The organism is Mechercharimyces mesophilus, from assembly GCF_059818345.1.
This window is the reverse complement of record NZ_JCBAPH010000001.1, coordinates 1520907-1544199: the sequence shown is the minus strand read 5'-3', so window position 1 is coordinate 1544199 and position 23293 is coordinate 1520907. Positions and strand designations below refer to the sequence as shown.

At 44.6% G+C, this 23293-nt stretch carries 23 protein-coding genes and 1 tRNA gene; 18 read left to right on the top strand and 6 right to left on the bottom strand.

The genetic code is table 11. The features are described 5' to 3' along the window. Positions 1-56: 56 nt before the first annotated feature. The 4 genes from AC6RGY_RS07535 to AC6RGY_RS07520 form a co-directional block, all read right to left on the bottom strand. Positions 57-1274, bottom strand: a complete 1218-nt coding sequence (locus tag AC6RGY_RS07535) for an MDR family MFS transporter (RefSeq protein ID WP_499861331.1) — start codon at positions 1272-1274, stop codon at positions 57-59. A 272-nt stretch (positions 1275-1546) separates the two neighbouring features. After that, positions 1547-2047 carry a DinB family protein gene (locus AC6RGY_RS07530; protein WP_499861330.1) on the bottom strand — a complete coding sequence of 167 codons (501 nt, stop codon included), beginning with the start codon at positions 2045-2047 and terminating at the stop codon, positions 1547-1549. Positions 2048-2401: 354 nt separating this feature from the next. After that, complete coding sequence (locus tag AC6RGY_RS07525; protein ID WP_499861327.1) at positions 2402-4546, bottom strand: DUF7948 domain-containing protein; 2145 nt, start codon at positions 4544-4546, stop codon at positions 2402-2404. A 183-nt stretch (positions 4547-4729) separates the two neighbouring features. Then, positions 4730-5671 (bottom strand): helix-turn-helix transcriptional regulator, encoded by a 942-nt coding sequence (locus AC6RGY_RS07520; protein WP_499861324.1) that lies wholly within the window; start codon positions 5669-5671, stop codon positions 4730-4732. 311 nt (positions 5672-5982) lie between these two features. Between AC6RGY_RS07520 and AC6RGY_RS07515 the strand changes: the two genes are divergently transcribed. The 8 genes from AC6RGY_RS07515 to AC6RGY_RS07480 all read left to right on the top strand — a co-directional run bounded on the left by AC6RGY_RS07515 (position 5983) and on the right by AC6RGY_RS07480 (position 12290). Then, the gene (locus AC6RGY_RS07515; RefSeq protein ID WP_499861322.1) at positions 5983-6570 is read left to right on the top strand and encodes a YdeI/OmpD-associated family protein; all 588 of its coding nucleotides are present in this window, start codon (positions 5983-5985) and stop codon (positions 6568-6570) included. A gap of 96 nt (positions 6571-6666) precedes the next feature. After that, positions 6667-7050 carry a VOC family protein gene (locus tag AC6RGY_RS07510; protein ID WP_499861320.1) on the top strand — a complete coding sequence of 128 codons (384 nt, stop codon included), beginning with the start codon at positions 6667-6669 and terminating at the stop codon, positions 7048-7050. A gap of 97 nt (positions 7051-7147) precedes the next feature. After that, complete coding sequence (locus AC6RGY_RS07505; protein WP_499861317.1) at positions 7148-7654, top strand: DinB family protein; 507 nt, start codon at positions 7148-7150, stop codon at positions 7652-7654. Between the two features lie 256 nt (positions 7655-7910). After that, positions 7911-8138 (top strand): cysteine-rich CWC family protein, encoded by a 228-nt coding sequence (locus tag AC6RGY_RS07500; protein WP_499861312.1) that lies wholly within the window; start codon positions 7911-7913, stop codon positions 8136-8138. Between the two features lie 328 nt (positions 8139-8466). Then, positions 8467-9318 carry an ABC transporter ATP-binding protein gene (locus tag AC6RGY_RS07495; RefSeq protein ID WP_499861309.1) on the top strand — a complete coding sequence of 284 codons (852 nt, stop codon included), beginning with the start codon at positions 8467-8469 and terminating at the stop codon, positions 9316-9318. Continuing rightward, a complete protein-coding gene (locus AC6RGY_RS07490; RefSeq protein WP_499861484.1) occupies positions 9272-10189 on the top strand; it encodes an iron-hydroxamate ABC transporter substrate-binding protein in 918 nt (305 codons plus the stop codon). The genes AC6RGY_RS07495 and AC6RGY_RS07490 overlap by 47 nt, the downstream gene beginning before the upstream one ends. An 83-nt stretch (positions 10190-10272) precedes the next feature. Next, entirely contained in the window at positions 10273-11280 is a 1008-nt protein-coding gene (locus tag AC6RGY_RS07485) for a FecCD family ABC transporter permease (protein WP_499861307.1), read from the top strand. Continuing rightward, complete coding sequence (locus AC6RGY_RS07480; protein WP_499861304.1) at positions 11277-12290, top strand: FecCD family ABC transporter permease; 1014 nt, start codon at positions 11277-11279, stop codon at positions 12288-12290. Before AC6RGY_RS07485 ends, AC6RGY_RS07480 begins: the two co-directional genes overlap by 4 nt. 92 nt (positions 12291-12382) lie before the next feature. On the opposite strand, the gene AC6RGY_RS07475 is transcribed toward AC6RGY_RS07480, so the two are convergent. Continuing rightward, a complete protein-coding gene (locus tag AC6RGY_RS07475; protein WP_499861301.1) occupies positions 12383-13045 on the bottom strand; it encodes a DUF3885 domain-containing protein in 663 nt (220 codons plus the stop codon). A 137-nt stretch (positions 13046-13182) separates the two neighbouring features. Further along, positions 13183-13515 carry a hypothetical protein gene (locus AC6RGY_RS07470; RefSeq protein ID WP_499861299.1) on the bottom strand — a complete coding sequence of 111 codons (333 nt, stop codon included), beginning with the start codon at positions 13513-13515 and terminating at the stop codon, positions 13183-13185. 236 nt (positions 13516-13751) lie between these two features. Here AC6RGY_RS07470 and AC6RGY_RS07465 point away from each other — a divergent pair, with 236 nt between their 5' ends. From AC6RGY_RS07465 to AC6RGY_RS07420, 10 genes are all read left to right on the top strand, one after another. Continuing rightward, the gene (locus AC6RGY_RS07465) at positions 13752-14201 is read left to right on the top strand and encodes a MarR family winged helix-turn-helix transcriptional regulator (RefSeq protein WP_499861296.1); all 450 of its coding nucleotides are present in this window, start codon (positions 13752-13754) and stop codon (positions 14199-14201) included. Positions 14202-14590: 389 nt separating this feature from the next. Continuing rightward, the gene (gene racE, locus AC6RGY_RS07460; protein ID WP_499861483.1) at positions 14591-15430 is read left to right on the top strand and encodes a glutamate racemase; all 840 of its coding nucleotides are present in this window, start codon (positions 14591-14593) and stop codon (positions 15428-15430) included. 127 nt (positions 15431-15557) lie between these two features. Continuing rightward, positions 15558-16607 (top strand): GerMN domain-containing protein, encoded by a 1050-nt coding sequence (locus tag AC6RGY_RS07455; protein ID WP_499861294.1) that lies wholly within the window; start codon positions 15558-15560, stop codon positions 16605-16607. Between the two features lie 106 nt (positions 16608-16713). After that, on the top strand, positions 16714-17520 hold the full coding sequence (rph, locus tag AC6RGY_RS07450; protein ID WP_499861292.1) for a ribonuclease PH: 807 nt from the start codon (positions 16714-16716) through the stop codon (positions 17518-17520). Continuing rightward, positions 17456-18088 (top strand): XTP/dITP diphosphatase, encoded by a 633-nt coding sequence (locus AC6RGY_RS07445; protein WP_499861290.1) that lies wholly within the window; start codon positions 17456-17458, stop codon positions 18086-18088. The genes rph and AC6RGY_RS07445 overlap by 65 nt, the downstream gene beginning before the upstream one ends. A 16-nt stretch (positions 18089-18104) precedes the next feature. After that, on the top strand, positions 18105-18608 hold the full coding sequence (locus AC6RGY_RS07440) for a metallophosphoesterase family protein (protein WP_499861287.1): 504 nt from the start codon (positions 18105-18107) through the stop codon (positions 18606-18608). Between the two features lie 200 nt (positions 18609-18808). Next, positions 18809-18884: transfer RNA gene (locus AC6RGY_RS07435), tRNA-Arg, on the top strand. Between the two features lie 92 nt (positions 18885-18976). Further along, positions 18977-20269 carry a trigger factor gene (gene tig, locus AC6RGY_RS07430; protein ID WP_499861285.1) on the top strand — a complete coding sequence of 431 codons (1293 nt, stop codon included), beginning with the start codon at positions 18977-18979 and terminating at the stop codon, positions 20267-20269. A gap of 384 nt (positions 20270-20653) precedes the next feature. Beyond that, on the top strand, positions 20654-21913 hold the full coding sequence (gene clpX, locus AC6RGY_RS07425; protein ID WP_499861282.1) for an ATP-dependent protease ATP-binding subunit ClpX: 1260 nt from the start codon (positions 20654-20656) through the stop codon (positions 21911-21913). Positions 21914-22166: 253 nt separating this feature from the next. Next, positions 22167-23285: a lipid II:glycine glycyltransferase FemX gene (locus tag AC6RGY_RS07420; protein WP_499861279.1), complete on the top strand. Its 1119-nt coding sequence runs from the start codon at positions 22167-22169 to the stop codon at positions 23283-23285. Positions 23286-23293: the final 8 nt, after the last annotated feature.

The window sequence follows — 23293 nt, the reverse complement described above, 5'->3', positions numbered from 1 at the left end:
ATTCCTAACCTATTAGACCGGGTATTGCTTTTTTACGGGGTATTCGAAGCAGAGTGCTAACTAGCGTGAAGGGTTTCTTCGGTTGCAGACTTGCGCTGTGCCTGGTGGCCTAATAGAAAGAAGAGAATCCCCGATAAGGAGATCAGACCAATGCACCAAAAGAGAAAGCTCCCGCCGAGAAAGTGGAGCAGTGATCCACCTAGGGTAGGCCCCATGAAAAAACCGATGGAGCGAAAGGAACTGGCACCGAAGTAAGCACCGCGCAAATGGGAAGGTGCCAGCTGATCAATGAATGCACTGCTGGTAGGGAAAAGTAGAATTTCCCCCAGTGTAATCCAGAACATTCCCAGCCAAAAAAATGCCCAATGTCCGCCGATGGCAAAACAGCTAAAACCGACTGCAAAGAGAATGAGGCCGATATTCATATTGCGTAAAAGAGGTCTTTTTTCTGCCCAGCGCGTAACGGGGAGTTGTAAGCTGACGACCAGAAGTGCGTTACTTGTTAAGAGCACCGGATAGAGCCACTTTTCCGTGGGTAATAACTCACTCAGGTATAAAGGTAAGTTGGACTCGATTTGCGAATAGCCGATGTTGACAAGGATCATTCCTAGCAGGAAGTATAACAGAGCCTGATCGCGCCGTACGACGGCAAATGAGGAGCGCAAGGTGATCGGTTGCAGTGCTTCTTGCTCATCTACTTGGTAGCGGTTCATCATGATGAGCAAGACAAGGAGGTAGATGAGGTAGATCAGACCTGTTAGGAGAAAAGCGATCCCTCCAGATGTGAGGGCAAGATAAGCCCCAAGAATCGGTCCAGTGGATGCCCCCACATTGATAGCGAAGTAGCGATAACCAAATACGCGTACGCGTTTTTCTTTCGGAGTGATGTCGGCCATCAATGCTTGACTGGTTGGTTCAAAGAAAGAACGGCATAAACCGTTGAGTGCATTTAATAGGATAAATACGTAAATGTGTTGCGCGAGCGCAAATCCGATAAATACACCAGTCCACACCAAAAGAGTAGAAAGCATCACTTTTTTTCTGCCCCATCGGTCGGAGAGATGTCCTCCTAGAAAGCCCCCAAATGCACCTGTGAGCGGGCCAACTCCGATGGCGATTCCAATCCAAAGAGGAGAGAGGTTTGTCTGCTGTTGTAAATAGAGAGCTAAGAAGGGCAGGCTCATGAAGGCCGCAGCGCGGGCAAATGCCGTTCCTAGTAACAGCACCCACACGAGGGGATGATACTGCGAGATAGTCTGTTGGATTCTATTCATCTGGTTATCTCCTCTACTTTAAGCGAACGGGGGAACACAGGGTAATTATTTGCTTTTACATGTTTTTATACCAATATATCAAAAATGATTACTTCTCTTGATAGATATACTAACTATACGCGTTCATAACTATAATATCTTACATTAATTACATAAACGATGGCAAGAAGTAGTATTGTTCAATCATCCTTTAGTAGGAGTTTGCGAAAAAAGACCGATCAGTGAATCTTCACTGATCGGTCTTTTTACTATTTCACTCCAGTCCATGCCTATTACTTTAGCGGTTGCATCCCCTCTTTAATCCAATCTTCTCGCGTAGGACCATAGATACTAGGAACGTGTAACCCCGCTTGTCGCATAAGAACAGTCATCTGCCCGCGATGGTGAATTTCATGCTGAATGGTAATGCGAAGGGTAAGACCATTGGGCCATTCCTCACCATATAGGTTCACCATAGTGAATAAGTCCTTGTCAGACCATTGTGTTTGAACCGCTTCCAGCATCGCTTTGGATGTGCGTGTATAGGCTTCTTGTATTTGTTTCGCTGAAGATGGAGCTTCATCATAGGAACCAGGGGCTGGGAAGGTAAGTCCGGTTTTAGATAGCATCTCATAAAGCGTCGTTGGAAGATGCCAAGCTAGAAAGCCCAATGTTCGATGCTGAGGAGTGATTTCTTGTGCGAGTGAATCGTCTGTTAGTGCCTGGAGTACTTTCTCTGTGTTCTGCGATTCCTTCTGCCATTCCTTTGCAAAATCTTCGATTCTGGTAAACATCATACCGCCTCCATGTAAGTGAGATGAAAAAGGATGCTTTCTTCTATGACTATAAAGCAGTATTACTGACAACATAGTGTCAGTAATACTTGGATTGTTTGAATATGTGTTTTGGGGGCTATGAAAAACCTCTTTACTCAACATGTGCCGATTGAGAATGTTTCATACCCTAGAGGACCGCGTGGTGTAGGGGGAGGAGAGTGTAGCGGATAGAAAAAGCGTGGTATAGCAGGGTGTAGATGGGAAGAAAGAATGGAGCAACCGTCGAAGGTGGTTGCTCCATTCCAATATGGTTACTTCTCTTTTCTTTAAAAGCGGATTTAATTTATTGGTGAAGTGGGTATTCATATAGATTTATCCGCCGATTTCCCCGCCACTTCCTCCACGTGGCCCTCGAGCTCCACGTGGTCCACGGGGACCTTGCGCACCGGTAGGACCCGTAGGTCCTTGAGCCGTGAGTGACCCCAGTTTAAAGACATAAACTTGTTCGTTAAGAAGGTTGATGGGACCAAACTGTTTTTGAAAGGCGTTGAAACTTAAAGGGAAGTTGGCGGAAAACGTACGCCCTGTAATGTAAGCATTTTGTTGCGAATCCAAGGCGACTGCTCTTCCGTCGTCCGAACTATTCCCTCCTAGATACGATGAGAATACGAGACCACGTCCGGAATAGCTGACTTGTGTGATAAAGGCATCTGAGATGCCCCCCCCGGCGGGATTGCCTAATCGGGCTTGGAAAGCATCGGATGTAACCGGAAAATTGCTGGAGGGAGTGCAACCGGTCACCCAGGCGGAACCAAATTTGTCGACCGCAATTCCGAAACCCTCCGTCCCTGCTCCACTTAGAAAGGTGGAGTAGTTAAGACTGCTTCCCTCGGCATTCAGGTTGGTGATAAAGGCGGAGAGGTTTTGACCACCTATCATCGTTTGAAAGGCTCCGGAGGAAATTGGAAAGTCAGAGGATCTTGTAAATCCTGTTACATAAGCGTTGTTATTTCCATCAAGGGCAATGGCATTACTAGCATCATCGCTATTTCCGCCAAGGAAGGTAGAGTAAACAAGTGAAGTGCCGGTGGTGTTGAATTTGGTAATGAACGCGTCACTGAGTAGAATTACTGGACTCGTGGGGAGTATGGTTTGAAACGCGCCGGGTGTCGTAGGGAAATTGGTTGAAAAGGTTGTTCCTGTTACATAAGATTGGTTGCTTTCATCCAAGGCAATCCCATTTGCACAATCTGCCTGTACCCCACCTAAGTACGATGAGTAGATGAGCGCCGTTCCGGTCGCATTGAGTTTGGTCACAAACCCATCCGTAAGCCCGCCACCATATTGCGTCTGAAAAGCTCCTGATGTAACTGGAAAATCAGAGGAACAGGTGAATCCAGATATATACGCATTTTCACTCGAATCCAATACAATACCCGTACCTTGTGTTTCTAACCCTCCTGAACCACCTAAGTAGGTGGAGTAGAGAAGGGAGCTTCCTGTGGCATTTAATTTGGTTACAAATGCATTGCCATCTCCTCTGATCACGGGTTGAAAGGCTCCGGAAGTAACGGGATAGGTATCGGATGTGGTCGTTCCCGTAATATAGGCATTTTGCTCCGTGTCTAAGGTTATGGCGTTCCCTAAATCGACACCGTCGCCGACGATTAATGTCGAATAGATTAGTGCGCTACCCGAAGGGTTGAATTTGGTTACAAAGACACTTTCATTAAAATTAATCGTCTGAAAGGCACCGGTCGTCACAGGGAAATTGGTTGATCTGGTAAGTCCAGTCACATAGGAATTTCCAGCAGAATCTACAGCAATCCCGCATGGAATATCCCTACTAAATCCCCCGAGAAAAGTAGAGAAGAAGACAATGGGGTCGATGACCAGAAGCTTTTCCGGATCATACTCTTCCTCTATTTCGAACCCGATCGTGTGGTCGGGATAAAGGCGAAAGGAAGTAGGGATCTCTATTCGCTCCTGTTGCTTCCACTGAAAGCTGATCGGCTTTTTCTCGTATAGCACTCCAGATGATGTATGGAGAAGTAAACCTCCATTTTCACCAATAGTCAGTCCTTCTCCGCCTTCGTAAGTAAAGCGAATATTTTTAATTGAAGCCCCAGGATGAACCATAAGGTCATACTTTAATTGTTGTTGGTTTCCCGAGAAGACGAGGTCGATTCCTGGCCATACCTCTTGATAGACTACTTTATGATAACGGTGCTGATGCGGATTCTTTTGATCTTGAATCCAGCCTTCCTGTCCTTCTTCATCAGCGCTTAGGACCATCTTCTCACTGGTGTTTAGCAAACGGAGCAGGAGGGGTGAGACACTTTCATTTAAGGAGTCGAGCGTAAATAGGACTCCCTCTGGAAGGAAGGTAAAACGAATTCCCTGCCCCTCAGCAACATAACTTGCTTTGCTTCCCTTGCATGTCTCTACCTGTCTTCTCCTCACCTGCTCGAGAAAACATGGATTCAAATCTACTGACAAATTATCCGTTCTTCTCACTTAACAACCCCCTCAATCACAAGTATGGCAATTTGCTTTATTTTATGGTTTGTGTGATCTATGAGTTACACTTTTAGGTTTGAATGTACGATAGCCTGTGTGAGGGGGATAATGGTGAAGGAGATCGATCCCTCTATTCAATTGTATTAGGTGAGAAATGGAACATAGACTCTACGGTTAATGTCAGGTCATGTCCTCATATATCTCCGCTATTTTGAGCGCCTGGTGTCGTAGTCTCTGGGCGACCTCTTTGGGCTCCTCTACTACGACATCCGTTCCATAACTAAGAAGTTGGTTGTACAACCAGGGTTCATCGGGTTGATTTGCCGTGACAAGCAAGGTTCCGTCTTGCTCCAACTGGATCTGCTCTTCCCGATATTGATCCATCACTTTCCCCCTCGCTGCGGGCTGAAAACGAAGGATGAGGGAGATCATATGGGTGCCCTGCTTGGAAAACTGAGAATAAAGAAGGCGATCAATGGAGTGATCGCGCCGCTCGAATCGCGTATTTCTCACAGAAAAATTTCGCATTCGTGACAAGCGAAAGAGACGAAAGTCTTCTCGGAAGTGGCAATACCCATACATATACCATCTATATCCCTTGAGGATCACACTCATCGGTTCACATGAACGAGCCCATTCTTCTCCTTTCGAGTTGGTGTAGGTGAAGGTGACCAGATGAGAGTCACGAATAGCCTGGCGAATTTGAGTAAGCCGTTTTTTTGTCTCTTCATCTTCTACCCAAGGGTGGGTATCGATGATCAATTCCTGCCCATTGTTTGAGGGAGATTGCTCAGAACGAGTCATCAACGCTCCCACTTTTTCTAAAACACTGTCGATACTCTCATCTTCCAGCGATCCGTGAATCCCTCTGAGTGCAACCAGAATGGATTGCAATTCGTTTAGGGAGAGGTATTGTCGTTCCAAGCGGTAGTTTTCCATGATTTCGTACCCGCCCTCGGTGCCAGCATAGGAGATGATGGGAATGCCCGCTTCATTGATCGCTTCCATATCACGGTAAATGGTCCGTAGCGAGACCTCAAAGCGATTTGCCAGTTCCTGTGCCCCGACCCGCTTTCGGTTAAGAAGAATCATGGTGATCGCTAGTAATCTCACTAGTTTCATTGGATCTCCTCCGTGTGGGGTTCTTTTTTTCTAGTATAACGTATGTAAATGGAGAAGAAGGGATAAACAAAAGCGATTGTGAAGAAGAACAACTCTTTTACCACGGAAGAACGATCGGTGGTGGCAGGAACGAAATAACTATCTGAAGAATAAGGGAGAGAAAGTGTGATTAAGGGTCGCACAAAAGTATCTTCTTGAATGGATGTAGTTTTCAAAACTATAAGTGGGCTTTTCCAATATGGTGGAATCAAATCTGATACCTCGTCGTTTGGCATGGGTGAAGTAGAAAGCCTGAAGAGAGGTGTTTCTGTATGGCTGCGAGTAGGAGAAATCCGAAAGTAGACGGGTTTTTAAGGAAAGAGAAGAAGTGGAAGCTAGAATTTGAGAAGTTACGAGAGATCGTCCTTAACTTTGAATTGGACGAAGAATTTAAGTGGATGCACCCGTGCTATACTCTGGATAAGAAAAATATCGTATTGATGCATGGTTTTAAAGAATATTGTGCGCTCCTTTTTCACAAAGGTGCCTTACTACAGGATACGCAAGGGATTCTCGTTCAACAAACGAAGAATGTCCAAGTTGCGCGCCAGCTCCGCTTTACCAATGTGCAAGAGATTGTGAACAAAGAGAGCATGATAAAAGATTATGTTGAGGAAGCCATTCAGGTTGAAAAAAAAGGTTTTAAAGTAGAAAAAAGGTTAGAAATCGTAATTCCTGAAGAACTGACGAACAAATTTATGGAGAGTCCAGAGTTGAAGACGGCTTTTGAAGCATTGACACCAGGGAGACAAAGGGCATACAGTCTTTATTTCTCGAGTGCTAAGAGAGCAACGACGAGAGAATCAAGGGTGGAAAAATACATTCAGCACATTCTTGATGGCAAGGGATTGAATGACTAGCTTTGTTTCTTGATGTTGAAGGAAGAGGAATACGGATGAACAAACTTCACCCGTAGTAGTGAGATGAATACTTGCGAAAATTTAGGAGGGAAATAGATGATTCATAAGGTTGGCCAGATTATGTTGTATGTAAGTGATCAAGAAGAGGCAGTGAAATTTTGGACAGAAAAAGTAGGGTTTAGAGTGATTACTGAAGAAGGCGACGGCCAAGGGATGAAGTGGATTGAACTGGCGCCAACAATGGATGCCCAAACGAGTATCGTTCTTCATGATAAAGAAACGATTTCGCAATTGGAACCTGATTTGAATTTGGGGACACCATCCATCATGTTCTTCGCAGAAAACATCGAGAAGCTGTATCAGGATCTATCTGCGAAAAATGTTACAGTCGGTGACATTGTTCACCTGCCTTCAGGCAGCCTATTTAATTTTGCAGATAATGAAGACAACTACTTTGCTGTGATGGAAACGAATAGATAGACTAGATTAGGAAGCGAATTGCGTCATACTGTATTAAGTGCTATGCACACTTGTGAGCGCTAAGTATCGATAAACCGCAATAAAGGGAGAGGATAGAATGAGCCAATCTGTGTTGGATATGTACAACTATCATGTGTGGGCCAACGAAAAGATCTTTGAACGATTACATGAACTTCCCGGAGAGATCTATCAGCGAGAACTAGAATTTGGTGGATACTCTTCCGTCTCTCAAGTTTTGGATCATATTCAATCAGTGGATCGTGTTTGGTTGAATATTATGCAAGGAATAAGCATGAAGGAGGTATTGGAAGGGGCAGAGAAGCAACGTGAGCAGGAGAAAGAAACAAGCATGGAAGATATGGCTAAAAAGTTTTCTGCTCTGGCAGAAGAAATCCAAACCTTCCTGGTCAGTCAAAGCGACCTAAAAAAGCCCATAGAAATCGATAATCCTTATGCTGGTTTACTTGTTACGAATATTTCAGAAATCGTCATGCAAATGGTTACACACGGGTCGTATCATCGAGGCAATATCGCAACCATGTTACGGCAAATGGGTCAGACTTCTACTATGCAGGATTATATATTTTATCTCCATGTGAAGTGAACGGTCTACCTCCACACGCCTCGGATGAAAGTGGACTACCTGAGAGTGTCGGTTCTTTCAATGCCTGGTTGATGGGCGGCGGCATCTCCTATTGCTGCCTGATCCACGGCTCAGAGTCTCTCAAGGAGAAACCGCGCGCCCATCTTCCAACCACTCTTAGGGAGAGCTTTCACCTTTATCTTCAACATTAGTTCTTCTATATATTTACATAAATTTTTCTGAAGAGAACTTTCGCAGAAAAGAGAGGAAAAGAACGATGTCGCATCAGAAAAAATGTCCCATATGTGGTCAGGATAATGATTGTGGAATGATGAAAGGGGAGAGGTCTACCTGTTGGTGCTACGGTCTACAGTGGTCGGAAGAACTATTACGGTTGATTCCAAAAGAGCAAGTTGGACGCGCCTGTATTTGTCAGGAGTGTTGGGAGAAAGTTGCTTCCCAGATGAAATCTAGCGATATCAAAGAAAAAGATCAAAATGGATAGGGAGACAAAAGCCTAGAATCTATTAACGGTTACTATGTATCCGAGAAAGGAAAAAAGGAAGAAGAGGAAGGGTAGTGAAGAATGGGTGTTGATTCATGGTAGAAGATATTTTTATAGCAATGGTTGCCCCCTGATTATCTAAGCGACATCACTTGCGCATAGATGGTCAGGGGTTTTTGTTTAACGAAAGAGAGGAAGACTTTCAAGATTAAAACTACTTGTAAGGTGATTGACAAGAGAAAAGGAGAAGTCGTATACTACTGAAGTAATTAATACTGATAATCATTATCAATTAAATGTAGATTCCTATGACATGGGAGGCGAAAACATGGTACGCCTATATACGCAAGACTTGAGTGTTTATTATGGTGAGAAAGCGGTCCTAGAGAATCTTTCGATTGAGATACCTGATAAAAAAGTGACCACGATTATCGGTCCAAATGGTTGCGGGAAATCGACATTGCTCAAAACACTGACACGAATTATCGCCCATCAGAAGGGCACAGTTGTGTTGGATGGTAATCAAATTGCAAATGAGAAGACCAAAAAGCTAGCTAGGAAAATGGCCATCCTTCCACAGACGACGGAGAGTGCAAAAGGGCTGACGGTGAGTGAACTCGTATCCTATGGTCGTTTTCCTTATCAAAAGGGATTTGGTCATCTATCCAAAAAAGATCGGATAGTGATCGACTGGGCTCTTGAAGTGACAGGGACTTCCTCTTACTCGTATCAGTCGGTTGATTCCTTATCAGGTGGTCAACGGCAGAAGGTATGGATAGCCATGGCTTTGGCGCAAGAAACAGAAATGATTTTTCTTGATGAACCAACGACCTACCTTGATATGGCACATCAATTGGAGGTACTGGAGTTGTTGCAGAAGTTGAATCAAGCAGAAGAACGCACCATCGTTATGGTTCTGCATGATTTAAATCAAGCGGCTCGCTTTGCAGACTACTTGATAGCCATGAAGGACGGTCAAGTGATTCGATCTGGAACCAGTCAAGAAGTAATCAATCCGGATGTGTTAAAAAAAGTGTTTCATATTGATGCTGAGATTGGCCTGGACCCACGGACCAAGAAGCCGATGTGTGTTACATACAATCTACTAAAGGGAGCAGAAAATGATGCTAAAAATGAAAAAGTTTCTACCCATTCTCGTGTTCGTCGTATTGCTCGTTAGTGCATGTAGTTCTACACCAGAAAGCGAAGAGAAAAACGCTGAAAAACAAGAGACGAAGACCAGGACCTACCAATCTGAGGATGGTCCGATCGAAGTACCAGCTAATCCGCAACGTGTGGTTACGGTTAGCAGTTATGCAGGGAATGTCATGGCGCTAGATGTTAATCTGGTTGGAGTCGATTCATGGAGCAAGATGAATCCACGTTTTGCTAATCATTTAGAAAATGTAGAAGAGATTTCTGAAGAAAATCTGGAAAAAATTATTGAGCTGGAACCCGACTTAATTATTGGACTGTCAACAGCGAAGAATGTTGATAAGTTAAAAGAAATTGCTCCTACTGTCACCTATACATACGACAAGCTGGACTTTTTGGAGCAACATATTGAAATTGGTAAATTATTAAACAAAGAAGAAGAAGCCACCCAATGGGTTGAAGATTTTAAGCATCGCTCGCAAGAATTAGGCAAAGAGATTAAAGCTGAGATTGGGGAAGAGGCGACGGTCTCCGTTTTTGAAAGCTTTGAGAAGCAGCTATACGTCTTCGGAGATAATTGGGGAAGAGGAACAGAAATTTTGTATCAACAGATGGACCTGAAGATGCCGGAGGCCGTAAAAGAGGCGGCGCTGGAACCCGGTTATTATGCTCTCTCTCCAGAGGCTCTTCCTGAGTATGCGGGAGATTACATCATCCTTAGTAAGCAGGATGGTGCCGATCTGACCTTCCAAGAAACAGAAACGTACAAAAATGTTCCTGCAGTAAAAAATGATCGTGTATTCGAAGCAAATGCTCAAGAGTTCTACTTTAACGATCCGATAACATTGGACTACCAATTGGCTTTCTTTGAAGAATCATTTCTAGGTAAGGAATAGATAGAGGAGGAGAGGAGAGAGATACTTGCGGGATCATTTCTCTCCTCTTATTTTTTTGATGATGGAAGAGATGAGGAGAGTATATGGAGAAAACAAGAAAATCACTATCCCAACTCCTACTATTTTTATGCGGTCTTTGTGTTTGCGTCGTCTCATTTCTCTTCTCAATAAGGGTGGGAGTGGCAGAGACTACTTTCGTGGAGGTTTGGCATGCGATTGCTCATACATCAAACAGTGACTCGGTGTTACTTATTCGTGAATTGCGCCTGCCTCGAGAAGTAGGTGCACTTATTGTCGGGGCTGCCTTAGCGGTGTCTGGTGCAGTCATGCAAGGAATCACCCGCAATCCGTTGGCTGACCCTGGATTGCTTGGACTAACAGCTGGAGCCAATGCTGCACTCGCGTTGATCATCGCACTTGTTCCTTCCGCTCATTATACTCTCATTATGATCGCTTGCTTTATTGGTGCGGGAGTAGGGGCGTTACTGGTTTTTGGAGTGGCTTCCCTTCGTCGTGGAGGATTTTCTCCTCTCCGCTTGGTTCTGGCAGGTGCTGCGATATCGGCTTTTTTATTCGCAGTAGCAGATGGGACAGGTCTACTATTCAAAGTATCAAAAGATGTGTCGATGTGGACAGCAGGAGGACTGGTGGGGGTGACGTGGGAACAATTAAGAATGATCACCCCGTTTATCGTGGTTGGGATACTCCTCTCTTTGATCTTATCAAGGCATTTGACGATCATCAGTTTAGATGAAGATGTAGCAATCGGATTAGGACAGCGCGTGGCTTTCATTAAAGGGATGTTACTACTCGTTGTCATCCTACTGGCAGGAGCTTCAGTCGCCTTAATAGGGAACATGGTCTTCATTGGTCTTATGATTCCCCATATTGTGCGAGCGGTGGTTGGGACCGATTATCGTGTGATTTTGCCCATGTCAGCAGTGGTCGGTGCAACCTTTATGGTGTTAGCGGATACAGCTGGACGGACCATGTTTGCCCCTTTTGAAATACCGGTGGCGGCAATTGTAGCTGTCATTGGACTTCCATTCTTTCTATTCATTGTTCGGAAGGGAGGGCATGCGTTCACATGATCCATCCGGATGTTATTAGAAAGCAACGACAAGTACTTCTAGGTACCGGTGTCTTCTTATGCCTTACGATCGTATTGGGATTAGGTTTTGGATATGCTTCACTCTCTTTTGATCGTCTATTGCCGACGATACTTGGTCAAGGAACGTTTAAAGAGGAGTATGTCTTTTATTCAATCAGGTTGCCTCGGATAGTGATCACACTGTTAGCGGGAATGGCGCTAGCGGTTTCTGGAGCCATTCTCCAAGGGGTGACTCGCAATGATCTTGCTGATCCTGGGATCATCGGAATTAATGCAGGTGCTGGTGTAGCGATTACGCTATTCTTTCTCTATTTTCCTCTAGAGGGAGGAAGGTTTTCTTACCTCATTCCTGTTATTGGGTTTTTAGGGTCGCTAGTTACAGCCTCTTTGATTTATATTTTTTCGTATCAGAAGGGAAAAGGAATTCAGCCCGTGCGGCTTGTTCTAGTGGGTATCGGGTTTTCCATGGCCTTATCGGGAGCGATGATTATTCTTATTTCCTCTGCTCCGCGCATGAAGGTTGAGTTTATTGCGAAATGGTTGGCGGGGAATATCTGGGGAGCGGACTGGCCTTTTGTATGGGCACTGCTTCCTTGGCTTCTCATTTTGCTACCGTTAGTCGTTTACAAAGCATATCGTTTGGATCTCTTGTCCTTAAATGAGCCCGTTGCCATCGGGTTGGGTATCTCGCTTGAAAGGGAAAGGTTGTTTTTGCTGTTTATCGCAGTGGCACTAGCGGCATCAGCCGTGTCGGTTACGGGAGGGATTGCCTTTGTCGGGCTCATGGCTCCTCACATTGCTAAAGCCCTTGTAGGTCCACGACATCAGCTTTTTCTTCCCGTCGCTATGTTAATGGGGGGATGGCTTCTCTTATTGGCGGATACGATTGGCAGAAATTTAGTAGAGCCAGATGGGATCGCTGCCGGGATTATGATTGCTTTTATTGGAGCACCCTATTTCATTTACCTTTTGGTCAGGAAGACAGATTAGAAGATTGGTAAAAAGCATCGTACATCGCGATGCTTTTTCGTCGTGTAGTGTCTAATTTGATTCTCTATCCGGAAATAGAGAAAGGTTGAAAATTATATAGAAGCGTGATCATCCGAAGATTTGTGGAATGTCTGATCAATTTTTTCTCGATCATAGTCTAAAATCCAGTCATTGTAGTCCTGATACAGGGACTGCAAAGAATCTTTGGAAGAGGAAATGACATCGCAACCACGATCGTCATAAATGTGGAAGATGGTATGTCGTGTTCGATTAATAAAAAATACTCTTTGGAAAGTATATGGCTTAAGACTAGGAAAGTCTTTGTTACAGATCGATTGGATCAACGAAGGGTAGCGGATATCTTGTACTTTACAAGGAAGGAAATACCGATGGGTCACTACATCGTCTCCGTCGTAGTAATCAGCGAATACATAGGGAACGACCTGGTAACGCAATCGATAAAGAACCTCTTTCGAATAAATATTTTCACTGAATATCTTTAACCGCCTGCGCTTTAATATATTTTCTTCTCCTGCATGATGGGCGTGAACGAGGAGAACGAGCTCATCTTCGTTCGAGTGAAGATGTTTAAATAAGGCAATTGCCCGTTGATAAGTACCTTCTAGGTATTGGTCAATACGATCTTCATCCGGATCACCTAATTCAAAACGGATGCCAATATCCGATTGATAGAAGAGTGCGGGCCCCAGAAGAACATTTGGAAAGTGTAGTTGCAAGTAAGGTGCTATATTCATGGGAAGACTCCAATCTGTTGTGTTTCATTAATGATAGGTTTCATACTTTTCAAGAATAAGAAAAGTGAACAACAGAGGTGTCGACAGATGCTTCTGTTCTTAACCTTCTCAACATCTCTGATGGAGAAAGCACCCGTTTAATTATTGGGATAAGAAATCTCAATATTTCCGGAAGAGTCTTTATCTTTCGACATTCCTGCATCGATCAGTAAGAGCAGCGCGGTAGATAAATGAAGGACCCATCCTAGAATGGGTATCCATCCTAATATAGCAGTAACCAAGCCGAGTATACTCCCATGTACTCCTGAATTTTTTTGTATGGCTAAGATCAAGGTCACAAGATGAAGAATGAACATGATACCTAGGGGTGCATAACCGAACCCTATAACAATAAGACCACCGAAAACAGGGATAGCGAGTACGGCTTCTAATCCACCGGTAACCCACTTTAATATACGAGCCGTTGACAAGTTGACCTCCACCTTTCTATATCAGTAAGGAAACGTATATAAAAGTCGAAATATAATTAACATCTCCATATTATCTTGTAACATTATGATAATCAAGGTAGAATTTTTACATGTGGTGATGTGGATGAGGTATTACTGGTAGAAAGCAACGGTTGTCGCGCAATTGAAATAACGTTAAAATGATCACAATTGAAGAGACTAGGGAGTAATAAAGTGAGAAGGAAGGGATTCTACATATGGATCAACAACGGAAACAGCCCTCTGATGAGTGGGTGGCAGATATTGAGCAATTACTAAGAGAAATTAGTGTAGTAGTAAAAAGGAAAGGAAGGGAAATCCTTAATCACTTTCCTATTACGCCACCTCAGTTTACGGCTCTGCTATGGTTGGATGAAAAAGGAGACATGACCATTGGCGAGCTGAGTCAGAAGATGTTCTTAGCTTGTAGCACCATGACAGACCTGATTGACCGCATGGAAAAAAACGAGGTGGTCGAACGTGTGCGAGACGAGCGTGACCGGAGGGTTGTCCGCATTCATCTCTTAGAGAAAGGAGCGAAGATCATTAAAGAGGTGATGGCGGCTCGTCAAAAATATCTAGCTGAAATCCTTTCTCATCTTTCTCCTACAGAAATTGAAGATATTCAAAAAAGCTTAACCATCCTTAATGTAGAGATGAAGAAGTAATGTTAAGCAGGGAAGTGGAGAGGGAACAGTCTCCTGTGTAAGGATCATATCACATCTCCCTTCATCTGGGTATAATATACAACTATGACGAAAAAAGAACGCCTCTTTGCCCAGCACACGTTCTTTGGTACAATAGCAACAAAATTCATTTTGGGTAATACCAAAGGATTGTTGGCTTCATATGATATTGAAACGAGCGTATCTCTGAGCCAAAGACGGTAAGTACAAAGCTTACCGCAAGAAAAAGCGATCATTATAAGGTATATTTTTTATTTAATAGTGATTTTTAAGAAAAATAACAGGTGCTTCACAAAATAGTTTTATAGTTAGGGATAATCCGTCCCGTGGACACAACGAGAAATGAATAAAGGACTGGGTACGAAGTGATAATGAATCGGGAGAGTCGTCAAGCGATTGGAATTTTAGATTCCGGTGTCGGTGGATTAACTGTAGCCAAAGAAGTGATTCGCCAATTGCCACGGGAGCATATCTTGTATTTTGGTGATACCAGCCGTTGCCCCTATGGACCACGAAAGCCACGTGAAGTGGTTAAATTTACGCAGGAAATCGTTCATTTTTTATCGCAGTTTCCTTTGAAGGCATTGGTGATTGCATGTAATACGGCGACGGCGGTCGCGTTGGATTTGGTTAAGGAAGAATTAGATATTCCTGTTTTGGGTGTGGTTGACCCAGGTGCTCGGGCAGCGATTAAAATGTCTCCTTCCGGACGCATCGGGGTTATTGGAACACAAGGAACCGTCAAAAGCGCGGCTTATGAACGAGCGTTAAAAGTGATTCATCCTGGAGTAACGGTATATTCTCACGCGTGTCCGACCTTGGTGCCTCTAGTGGAAGGTGGCTTTAAGGATTCAGCAGAAGCTCGTCGCATTGTACACTCTGCTCTGACCCCTATGCATCAGCATGAACTTGATTCGTTGATCTTGGGATGTACACATTACCCTCTCTTATCTGATTATATTGGAGAAGTGATGGGAGATGATGTTACCTTAATCAGTTCTGCGGAAGAAACGGCACGCGAGCTGAGCACCGTCCTTCATCACAAAGGACTATTGGATCGTGATCCCGGAAGCTTGCACATTATTCGTCATCGGTTTTTTACGAGTGGAGATCCTCGTGTGTTTCACGAAATAGCCGAAGAGTGGCTCGATCACCCATTAGAAGTGGAGCAAGTCAATTTAGAAAAAGCATTAGTCAGAGTATCAGGCTAAAACGAAAAGCACAGATTTCACCCGCTAGTTTCGGGGAAATCTGTGCTTTTTATTTTTAAATGCGAGTGATAATTCCTTGGAGGGCTCGTATACATATAGAGAAAAGTTGTCCAAGGAGGGAAAAAGGATGGGTGTACGTGTTTATGCGATGCGAATCGTAGGAATGGTTCTGATGCTGGCGCTTATCATTAGTGGTTGTTCATTGGGAGCAAAAGATAATGGAGAAGTGAAGTCGATCGATCCTCCGCCGGGGGTTTCGGAACCACAAGAAAAAGAGGATGCTGAGGAACAGTCATCGGATCCGGAAGCGAAAGAGACGAGTGGGATTGAACTCTACTTCCTCGATGAGTATGGATATGTCGTTCCTTATGCACTGGGTGTTCCCAAAGTAGAAGGGATTGCGAAAGAAGCTCTTCAGTATATGGTGGCAGGTGGACCTGGAGAGAAAGAAGTGCCTGCCGGCTTTCGTCCGATCTTGCCTAAAGGGACGCAAGTAAAAGGATTAAACATTGATGAGCATGTGGCAACAGTGGACCTTTCGAAAGAGTTCTTAACCTATCAACCAGAGATGGAAGAGAAAATCCTGAGTGCGCTCACCTGGACGCTTACAGGGTTTGAGTCAGTCACAGAGGTGAATATTTGGGTAGAAGGGAAGCCACTGGCGGAAATGCCACAGAAAAAATCACCCGCACAAAAACTAGCGCGCTCAAGTGGCATCAACGTGGAAGTGAATAAAGGAATTGATGTGACACAAAGCATGCCAGTCACGCTTTACTTCCTTGGTCAAACGAATGAGAACCAGCTTTATTATGTTCCTGTGACGCGTATGGTGGATCGTGAAGAGAATCCGGTAGCCAAAACCTTAGAAGAATTAATTCAAGGCCCTACTTATGACTCTGCATTGACGAGTGCATTATCTACTTCGACGAAGGTGAATCAAGTGGATGTGACGGATGAATTAATCACAGCAGACTTCGGCGAAGAGTTGCTTGATTATGCTAACAGTGAATCTGCATCGAAGGAAGCCATCCAATCCATTGTTCTTTCATTAACTGAAAATGCGAGTGCGCAAAAAGTAAAGATCACCGTCAATGGTGAAACGGAAGTGAAGGCCGACAGTGAAGTGTTAGGAAAACCTGTTTCTCGCCCGAAACAAGTTAATCCGCATGCGCTTTAATCCCATAGGCCCGCTACACCCCTCCTGCCGAATCGGAAGGAGGAATTTTTTCTTTTTCGCTTCTGTGTTATGATGAGAAAATGAAAGAAAGTTGGAGGGAAGCCATGTGCGAGTAGATGGACGAGCGCAGGATGAATTGCGACCTGTAGAGATAATCAGGCATTATACCAAACATGCAGAAGGATCCGTGTACATAAAAGTTGGAGATACCCATGTCTTATGTAATGCTTCTGTGGAAGAACGTGTTCCTCCGTTTTTGCGCGGAAGTGGGAAAGGTTGGATCACAGCAGAGTATGCGATGCTACCTCGCGCGACTCAATCACGAACCATTCGTGAGGCAAGTAAAGGAAAAATTAGTGGGCGGACAATGGAAATTCAACGTTTGATTGGACGTTCCTTACGTTCGGTTGTTGATCTGAACAAGCTAGGAGAGCGTACGTTGTGGGTGGATTGTGATGTGATTCAAGCGGATGGCGGTACGCGCACAGCTTCCATTACAGGGGCATTTGTGGCGGTTGTCGATGCTCTTCATGGTTTGGTTCAGAAGAAAGTGTTATCCAATATACCGATCCGTGACTACTTAGCTGCTACGAGTGTGGGTATCTTACATCAAAAACCACTCTTGGATCTCTGTTATAAGGAAGATTCGAGTGCGCAAGTGGATATGAATCTCATTATGACTGGACAGGGGAAGTTTGTGGAGCTACAAGGAACAGGAGAAGAGTCGCCTTTTTCTCCACAAGAGTTAACGCAGTTACTGGAGTTAGGTGAGAAGGGGATTTCACAGTTAATTTCCTATCAGCGGGAAGCGTTACAAGAGGTTGGCGCTCGTATTGGAGGCGACAGAGATGGTGACCAAGCAGCATCCGAGGAAATGGAATCGCCTCATTCTCGCGACACGGAATCCCAATAAAGTTCGCGAACTGAATGCGATCATGCAACGTGAGCTAGGAATTTCGGTAGTGGGGCTGGAAGAGTTTGTAGGATTACCGGAAGTAGTAGAAGATGGTGATACTTTTCAAGCCAATGCGGAGAAAAAAGCGGAAACGATAGCAGGTATCCTGCAACAGCCGGTACTGGCGGATGATTCGGGATTGGTTGTGGATGCTTTGGAGGGTGCTCCAGGAGTTTATTCGGCTCGCTACGCCGGTGAAAATGCGAGTGATCAGGAAAACGTAGAGAAGCTTATTCAAGACTTACGCGGGGTGCCTTCAGAAAAACGCACCGCTCGTTTTGTGTGCGTCCTCTCTTTCGCTGGTCCTGGTCTAACCACGATTTCTGTAGAAGGAAGTTGCGAAGGAGCGATTACGAAGCAACCAACGGGTGAAGGTGGATTTGGTTATGACCCGGTCTTCTATCTTCCTTCTCATTTGAAAACGATGGCTGAAGTGGGCACCGAAGTGAAGAACCAAGTGAGTCATCGGGCTGTTGCTTCGCGTAAAATGGTGTCTCAATTAAGAACTTCATTTACCTTTTCATGAGGAAGTGGGGACGAGAATGCGAATTTTGGTTGTCAGTGACTCTCATGGCGACAGTGAGCGTTTAAACAACGTCATGCGGCAAGTGCCATGTGACCATGTGATTCACTGTGGGGACTTCTGTACCGATGAAGAAGCCTTACCTCAAACTTCTCTCACCGTCGTTCGTGGCAATTGTGATTGGGAAAAGCCGCCGGAGGAACGCTTGTTGGTGATGAGTAACTTTCGCATTCTGGTCACGCATGGGCATCGCTACCAGGTGAACCGCTCTCTTTTAATGCTTACTTATCACGCACAGGAAGTGGGAGCGGATATTGTCTGCTTCGGACATACCCACTTCCCGCTGTGTGAACAGACGGAGACTCTCCTGCTTCTTAACCCCGGTAGCTTAAGCAAACCGAGAGGAGTCCCTTTGCCTAGCTTTGCAGTAATAACCCTCAGGGGAGAGCGAAGTGTCAGTGTGAACTATTACGATCCACAGGGAGAACCCTTCCCCGATTGGGGAGGAAAGTTTGTACTGTAGAGGATTGTCGATCCGACTTCTAGCAGGTCGATTGTCTTTTAAGATGCGAGGAGCGAACCAAAATCTACTTATTCTACCTACTTAGTAGGAAGGGGTAGCTAGATCGTCATTTGGCCGGAAAGAGGCTAGGATAATTCCGCATATCCCTTGACAGTTCATCGAAGTTTAGCATATAATATCCTAAGTGTTTTGCCTCGTATGTCCCAGTAGCACAGGGGATAGTGCAACGGTCTTCTAAACCGTAGGTCGGGGGTTCGAATCCCTCCTGGGACGCCATGATTGTCTTTATATGGACATGAAAAGTTACAGTGACCATCCAGAGAAAGGATGGTCCCATTTATGTAAATAGAGCTTGGAGGGAACGTTTGATGAGCGCCAAATGGGAAAAAACAGAAACAAATAAAGGGATCTTAACCGTTGAGGTCGAAGCAGAAAAAGTAAACGAAGCACTGGATCAAGCATTTACGAAAGTGGTTAAAAAAGTGAATGTACCTGGTTTCCGTAAAGGAAAGGTGCCACGTCCAGTTTTTGAAAAGCGCTTTGGTGTTGAATCGCTTTATCAAGATGCTTTGGATATTATTTTGCCAACTGCCTATGGCTCCGCGATTGATGAAACAGGAATTGAGCCTGTGGATCAGCCAGAAATCGATCTCGACCAAATGGAAAAAGGCGTGCCACTGATCTTTAAAGCGACTGTGACCGTTAAGCCAGAAGTAAAATTGGGCGAATACAAAGGACTTGAGGTCGAAGAGAAAGACTTCAGCATCTCTGATGAAGATGTGGATGCCGAGTTAAAGAAAATGCAAGAACAACAAGGACAATTGGATGCCGTTGAAGAAGGAACGGTTGAAGAGGGTGACCGTGTCATTCTTGATTTCGACGGCAAAGTGGATGGAGAACAATTTGAAGGTGGTCAAGCAGAACAGTACAACCTTGAAATTGGATCGGGTCAGTTCATCCCTGGCTTTGAAGAGCAGATGATCGGCATGAAAGTAGAAGAAGAAAAAGACGTTGTGGTTACTTTCCCTGAAGAGTACCACGCTGAAAATTTAGCGGGTAAAGAAGCTACCTTCCACGTGAAGTTGCATGAAATCAAGCGCTTGACTTTGCCTGAGTTAGATGATGAGTTTGTACAAGATGTGAGCGAATTTGATACATTAGACGAACTAAAAGAAGATATCCGTAATAACCTGGTAGAGAAGGCAAAGCGTGAACAAGAAGAGTATGTGCGTAATACGCTAGTAGAAAAAGCAGCGGAAAATGCGGAAATTGAACTACCTGAAGTGATGACGGAACAACAGATCAACCAGATGGTAGAACAGTTTGACCAACAACTGCGTTACCAAGGAATTACCTTAGACCAGTATAAGCAACTGGTAGGGCAAGACGATGACGCCATTCGTGAACAGTTCCGTGAAGATGCGGAGAAGAAAGTTCGCACGGACCTCGTGCTTGAACAGATTGGTAAAGAAGAAGCAGTGGAAGTAACAGACGAAGATGTGGAAGAGGAATTGAAAGTATTGGCAAGTGACATGGATCGCGAACTCGAAGAGATTCGTCAAATCCTACAAATGCAAGGGAATATTGATGCATTTAAAGAGCAAGTTAAGACCAAGAAAACAATTGACCTACTTGTATCCAACAGTAAAAATGCGGCATAATGGAACTAAGGAATGAAATCAGGGCACGTGTATCTGCGCGTGCCTTCTTTGTCAAAGTTAGCGGGAGGTGATTCCCTTCTTCATAGGTTGCTTTGAAGGCATGTTAGAATGAAGAAATCTTCACCGATCTGTACATAATTACCTTTGCCACAAAATTATTCGCGCCAAGGTGGTTGGGCTGCGGGTATGGGATCACCTGCTTGCGGCTGATGCTCTCATTCACGATGGGGAGTAGCTTGTCATATGGGCAACGACAGGCCAACCGCTAGCGTCAAACTCTAGCGCGGCGATGCGCGCAATCCTTAAGGGTGCACCAAAAACCAAAGCGTATGGCTTGGTCGATGTAGTGATCACCCGGCCAGACCTTCATAAGGGGTGATTCGCATGTTTAAGTTTAACGAAGAAAAAGGACAGCTGAAGTGTTCTTTCTGTGGAAAATCGCAGGATCAGGTGAGAAAGTTGGTCGCAGGTCCTGGCGTTTACATTTGTGATGAATGTATTGAACTCTGCAATGAGATTGTAGAAGAGGAGCTTGGTGGCGACGAAGAGATGGATTTGCAGAATCTGCCTAAGCCCCAAGAGATTATGTCCGTTCTCAACGACTATGTCATTGGACAGGATGCAGCGAAAAAAGCTCTCGCTGTTGCTGTCTATAACCACTACAAGCGTGTTAATTCGACGGTCAAAGGGGAAGATGTGGAACTCTCTAAGAGTAACATTATCATGATCGGACCGACGGGAAGCGGGAAAACGTTGCTCGCGCAAACGATGGCACGTATTCTCAATGTACCGTTTGCGATTGCGGACGCAACCTCTCTTACTGAAGCGGGGTACGTCGGGGAAGATGTGGAGAACATCTTACTCAAGTTGATCCAAGCGGCAGATTATGATGTGGAGAAGGCCGAGCGTGGCATTATATACATCGATGAAATCGACAAAGTGGCTCGTAAATCGGAAAATCCTTCGATCACACGAGATGTTTCGGGTGAGGGAGTACAGCAAGCGCTTCTTAAAATTCTTGAAGGAAGTGTAGCAAGTGTGCCTCCGCAAGGGGGAAGAAAGCATCCGCATCAAGAGTTCATCCAAATTGATACAAGCAATATCTTGTTTGTCTGTGGCGGTGCTTTCGATGGTTTGGAGCAGATCATCAAACGCCGTATTGGCAAAAAAGTGATTGGCTTTGGTACGGATAGTGAAAGTGCAGATCTGAAGCATGGGGAATACCTGAAAATGGCCTTGCCAGAAGACTTGCTTCGTTTCGGACTTATTCCGGAATTTGTTGGTCGTCTACCCGTATTGTCTACTCTGGAGCCATTGGATGAAGAAGCACTGGTTCGCATTCTAACGGAACCGAAAAATGCCCTTTCAAAACAGTACCAGAAACTGTTTGAGATGGACGATGTGGAACTTGCTTTTGAAGATGAAGCACTAAAAGCGATTGCCAATGAGGCCATTCGCCGTAAAACAGGAGCACGTGGTCTACGGGCGATTATCGAATCGATTATGCTGGATGTCATGTACGAATTACCATCAAGAGATGATGTGACCAAGTGTATCGTGACGAAAGACACCGTTCTCAATGAAGTGGCTCCTCGTTTGAATACCACCAAGCGAAACCGTGATAAAAAAGAAGAGAGCGCATAACGAGCGCTACTATCTAACAGGATGATCCTAGCGCACTTGCTTAAATTAGCAAGTGTCTTTTTTTATTGAGTTGAGAGACGTGATGCTTCCACGTTGGCTGCTTTCCTCCGAGGCGTGAGGTAGAGGCCATGCAGGTTTTCTATGTTCACACAAGAAAGTTATGTTAAAATAGAGACGTTGACTCGCACAATCATTCCTCTGTTTTACACGAATATTTATTTAAATCTAGGAGAAAGTGGAGTGTACGAAAGATATGTTGAAGATATCTCAAGTGGATTCATCCATCTATCAAACATTTATTAGCGATCATTCTGCAAATTTCATGCAAAATCCCGTTTGGGCACAAGTGAAATCCGAATGGACCCATGATTGCATCGGGTGGAGAACAGAAGAAGACAAATTGGTTGGTGTCGCATTGATTTTATACCGGAAGATGCCCGGTTTTAAGAAACATTTAGCTTACATACCGCGTGGCCCTGTGATTGATTGGAAGTCAAGGAATTTAGAAGACTGGTTTCAACCCTTGTTTTCTTATCTAAAAGAACAAAATGTATTTACAGTAAAGATGGACCCTCCGGTGGTGCGTTCCAAGTGGCGTACCCATACGATTGAAGCTTATCTGGATCATATTAAGGAATATGGTTTAAAAGAAAAAAGACTTCGGGAGGTTTCTGTGGATGAATTGGATCCACAGTCGGAATTTATTCAACAATCACTGAAAGAGATGGGTTGGACACGGAAAAATGAAGGGGAAGGCGTCTCCACGGTCCAGCCGATCCACACCTTTCGACTTCCGCTTCAAGGACGAACGTTGGACCAAGTGTATGAAGGGTTAGACGAGAATTGGAAGCAGATGATTACGCAGGCGAAGGAAGAGGGAATCCAGATTGCTGTTGGTAAGCAAGACGACCTTCCTTCTTTTTATGGCCTTCTGAAACAACAAGCAGAGCGCGAACAAGTGGGAGTGCGGGAATACCCCTACTTCGAACGTCTGTACAAAAAACTAGCTGCTTATGATGGAGATTCTATTCGACTCTACTTAGCGAAGAATAAGAACGGAGAAATACAGGCGGCCACGCTGATGGTCATGACAGAGGAACAAGCGTGGAGCTTATATGCGGCTGATGGTGAGAGTCGATTCGCACGGTACGCCATCCATTGGCAGATGATGAAAGATGCTCATGCCCTAGGGAAGAGCACATTTGGTTTCCGCGGAGTAGATCCTTCCCTTGATCTAGAGCATCCGAAGTTTTCTCACCTCGCCTTTCAATTGGGTGTTGGGGGAGAAGCGGTTGAGTTTATCGGTGAGTGGGATTATCCGATTCACCCCATGTTGCATTGGGCTTTTGAAATGTATATGAAGAAGAGATAATTGTTGCG

Excerpts from the sequence above, each read along its gene's own strand:
- AC6RGY_RS07535 (WP_499861331.1), bottom strand. The coding sequence starts at position 1,274 with ATGAATAGAATCCAACAGACTATCTCGCAGTATCATCCCCTCGTGTGG.
- AC6RGY_RS07530 (WP_499861330.1), bottom strand. The coding sequence starts at position 2,047 with ATGTTTACCAGAATCGAAGATTTTGCAAAGGAATGGCAGAAGGAATCG.
- AC6RGY_RS07520 (WP_499861324.1), bottom strand. The coding sequence starts at position 5,671 with ATGAAACTAGTGAGATTACTAGCGATCACCATGATTCTTCTTAACCGA.
- AC6RGY_RS07515 (WP_499861322.1), top strand. The coding sequence starts at position 5,983 with ATGGCTGCGAGTAGGAGAAATCCGAAAGTAGACGGGTTTTTAAGGAAA.
- AC6RGY_RS07510 (WP_499861320.1), top strand. The coding sequence starts at position 6,667 with ATGATTCATAAGGTTGGCCAGATTATGTTGTATGTAAGTGATCAAGAA.
- AC6RGY_RS07505 (WP_499861317.1), top strand. The coding sequence starts at position 7,148 with ATGAGCCAATCTGTGTTGGATATGTACAACTATCATGTGTGGGCCAAC.
- AC6RGY_RS07500 (WP_499861312.1), top strand. The coding sequence starts at position 7,911 with ATGTCGCATCAGAAAAAATGTCCCATATGTGGTCAGGATAATGATTGT.
- AC6RGY_RS07495 (WP_499861309.1), top strand. The coding sequence starts at position 8,467 with ATGGTACGCCTATATACGCAAGACTTGAGTGTTTATTATGGTGAGAAA.
- AC6RGY_RS07490 (WP_499861484.1), top strand. The coding sequence starts at position 9,272 with ATGAAAAAGTTTCTACCCATTCTCGTGTTCGTCGTATTGCTCGTTAGT.
- AC6RGY_RS07485 (WP_499861307.1), top strand. The coding sequence starts at position 10,273 with ATGGAGAAAACAAGAAAATCACTATCCCAACTCCTACTATTTTTATGC.
- AC6RGY_RS07480 (WP_499861304.1), top strand. The coding sequence starts at position 11,277 with ATGATCCATCCGGATGTTATTAGAAAGCAACGACAAGTACTTCTAGGT.
- AC6RGY_RS07475 (WP_499861301.1), bottom strand. The coding sequence starts at position 13,045 with ATGAATATAGCACCTTACTTGCAACTACACTTTCCAAATGTTCTTCTG.
- AC6RGY_RS07465 (WP_499861296.1), top strand. The coding sequence starts at position 13,752 with ATGGATCAACAACGGAAACAGCCCTCTGATGAGTGGGTGGCAGATATT.
- racE (WP_499861483.1), top strand. The coding sequence starts at position 14,591 with ATGAATCGGGAGAGTCGTCAAGCGATTGGAATTTTAGATTCCGGTGTC.
- AC6RGY_RS07455 (WP_499861294.1), top strand. The coding sequence starts at position 15,558 with ATGGGTGTACGTGTTTATGCGATGCGAATCGTAGGAATGGTTCTGATG.
- AC6RGY_RS07445 (WP_499861290.1), top strand. The coding sequence starts at position 17,456 with ATGGTGACCAAGCAGCATCCGAGGAAATGGAATCGCCTCATTCTCGCG.
- AC6RGY_RS07440 (WP_499861287.1), top strand. The coding sequence starts at position 18,105 with ATGCGAATTTTGGTTGTCAGTGACTCTCATGGCGACAGTGAGCGTTTA.
- tig (WP_499861285.1), top strand. The coding sequence starts at position 18,977 with ATGAGCGCCAAATGGGAAAAAACAGAAACAAATAAAGGGATCTTAACC.
- clpX (WP_499861282.1), top strand. The coding sequence starts at position 20,654 with ATGTTTAAGTTTAACGAAGAAAAAGGACAGCTGAAGTGTTCTTTCTGT.
- AC6RGY_RS07420 (WP_499861279.1), top strand. The coding sequence starts at position 22,167 with ATGTTGAAGATATCTCAAGTGGATTCATCCATCTATCAAACATTTATT.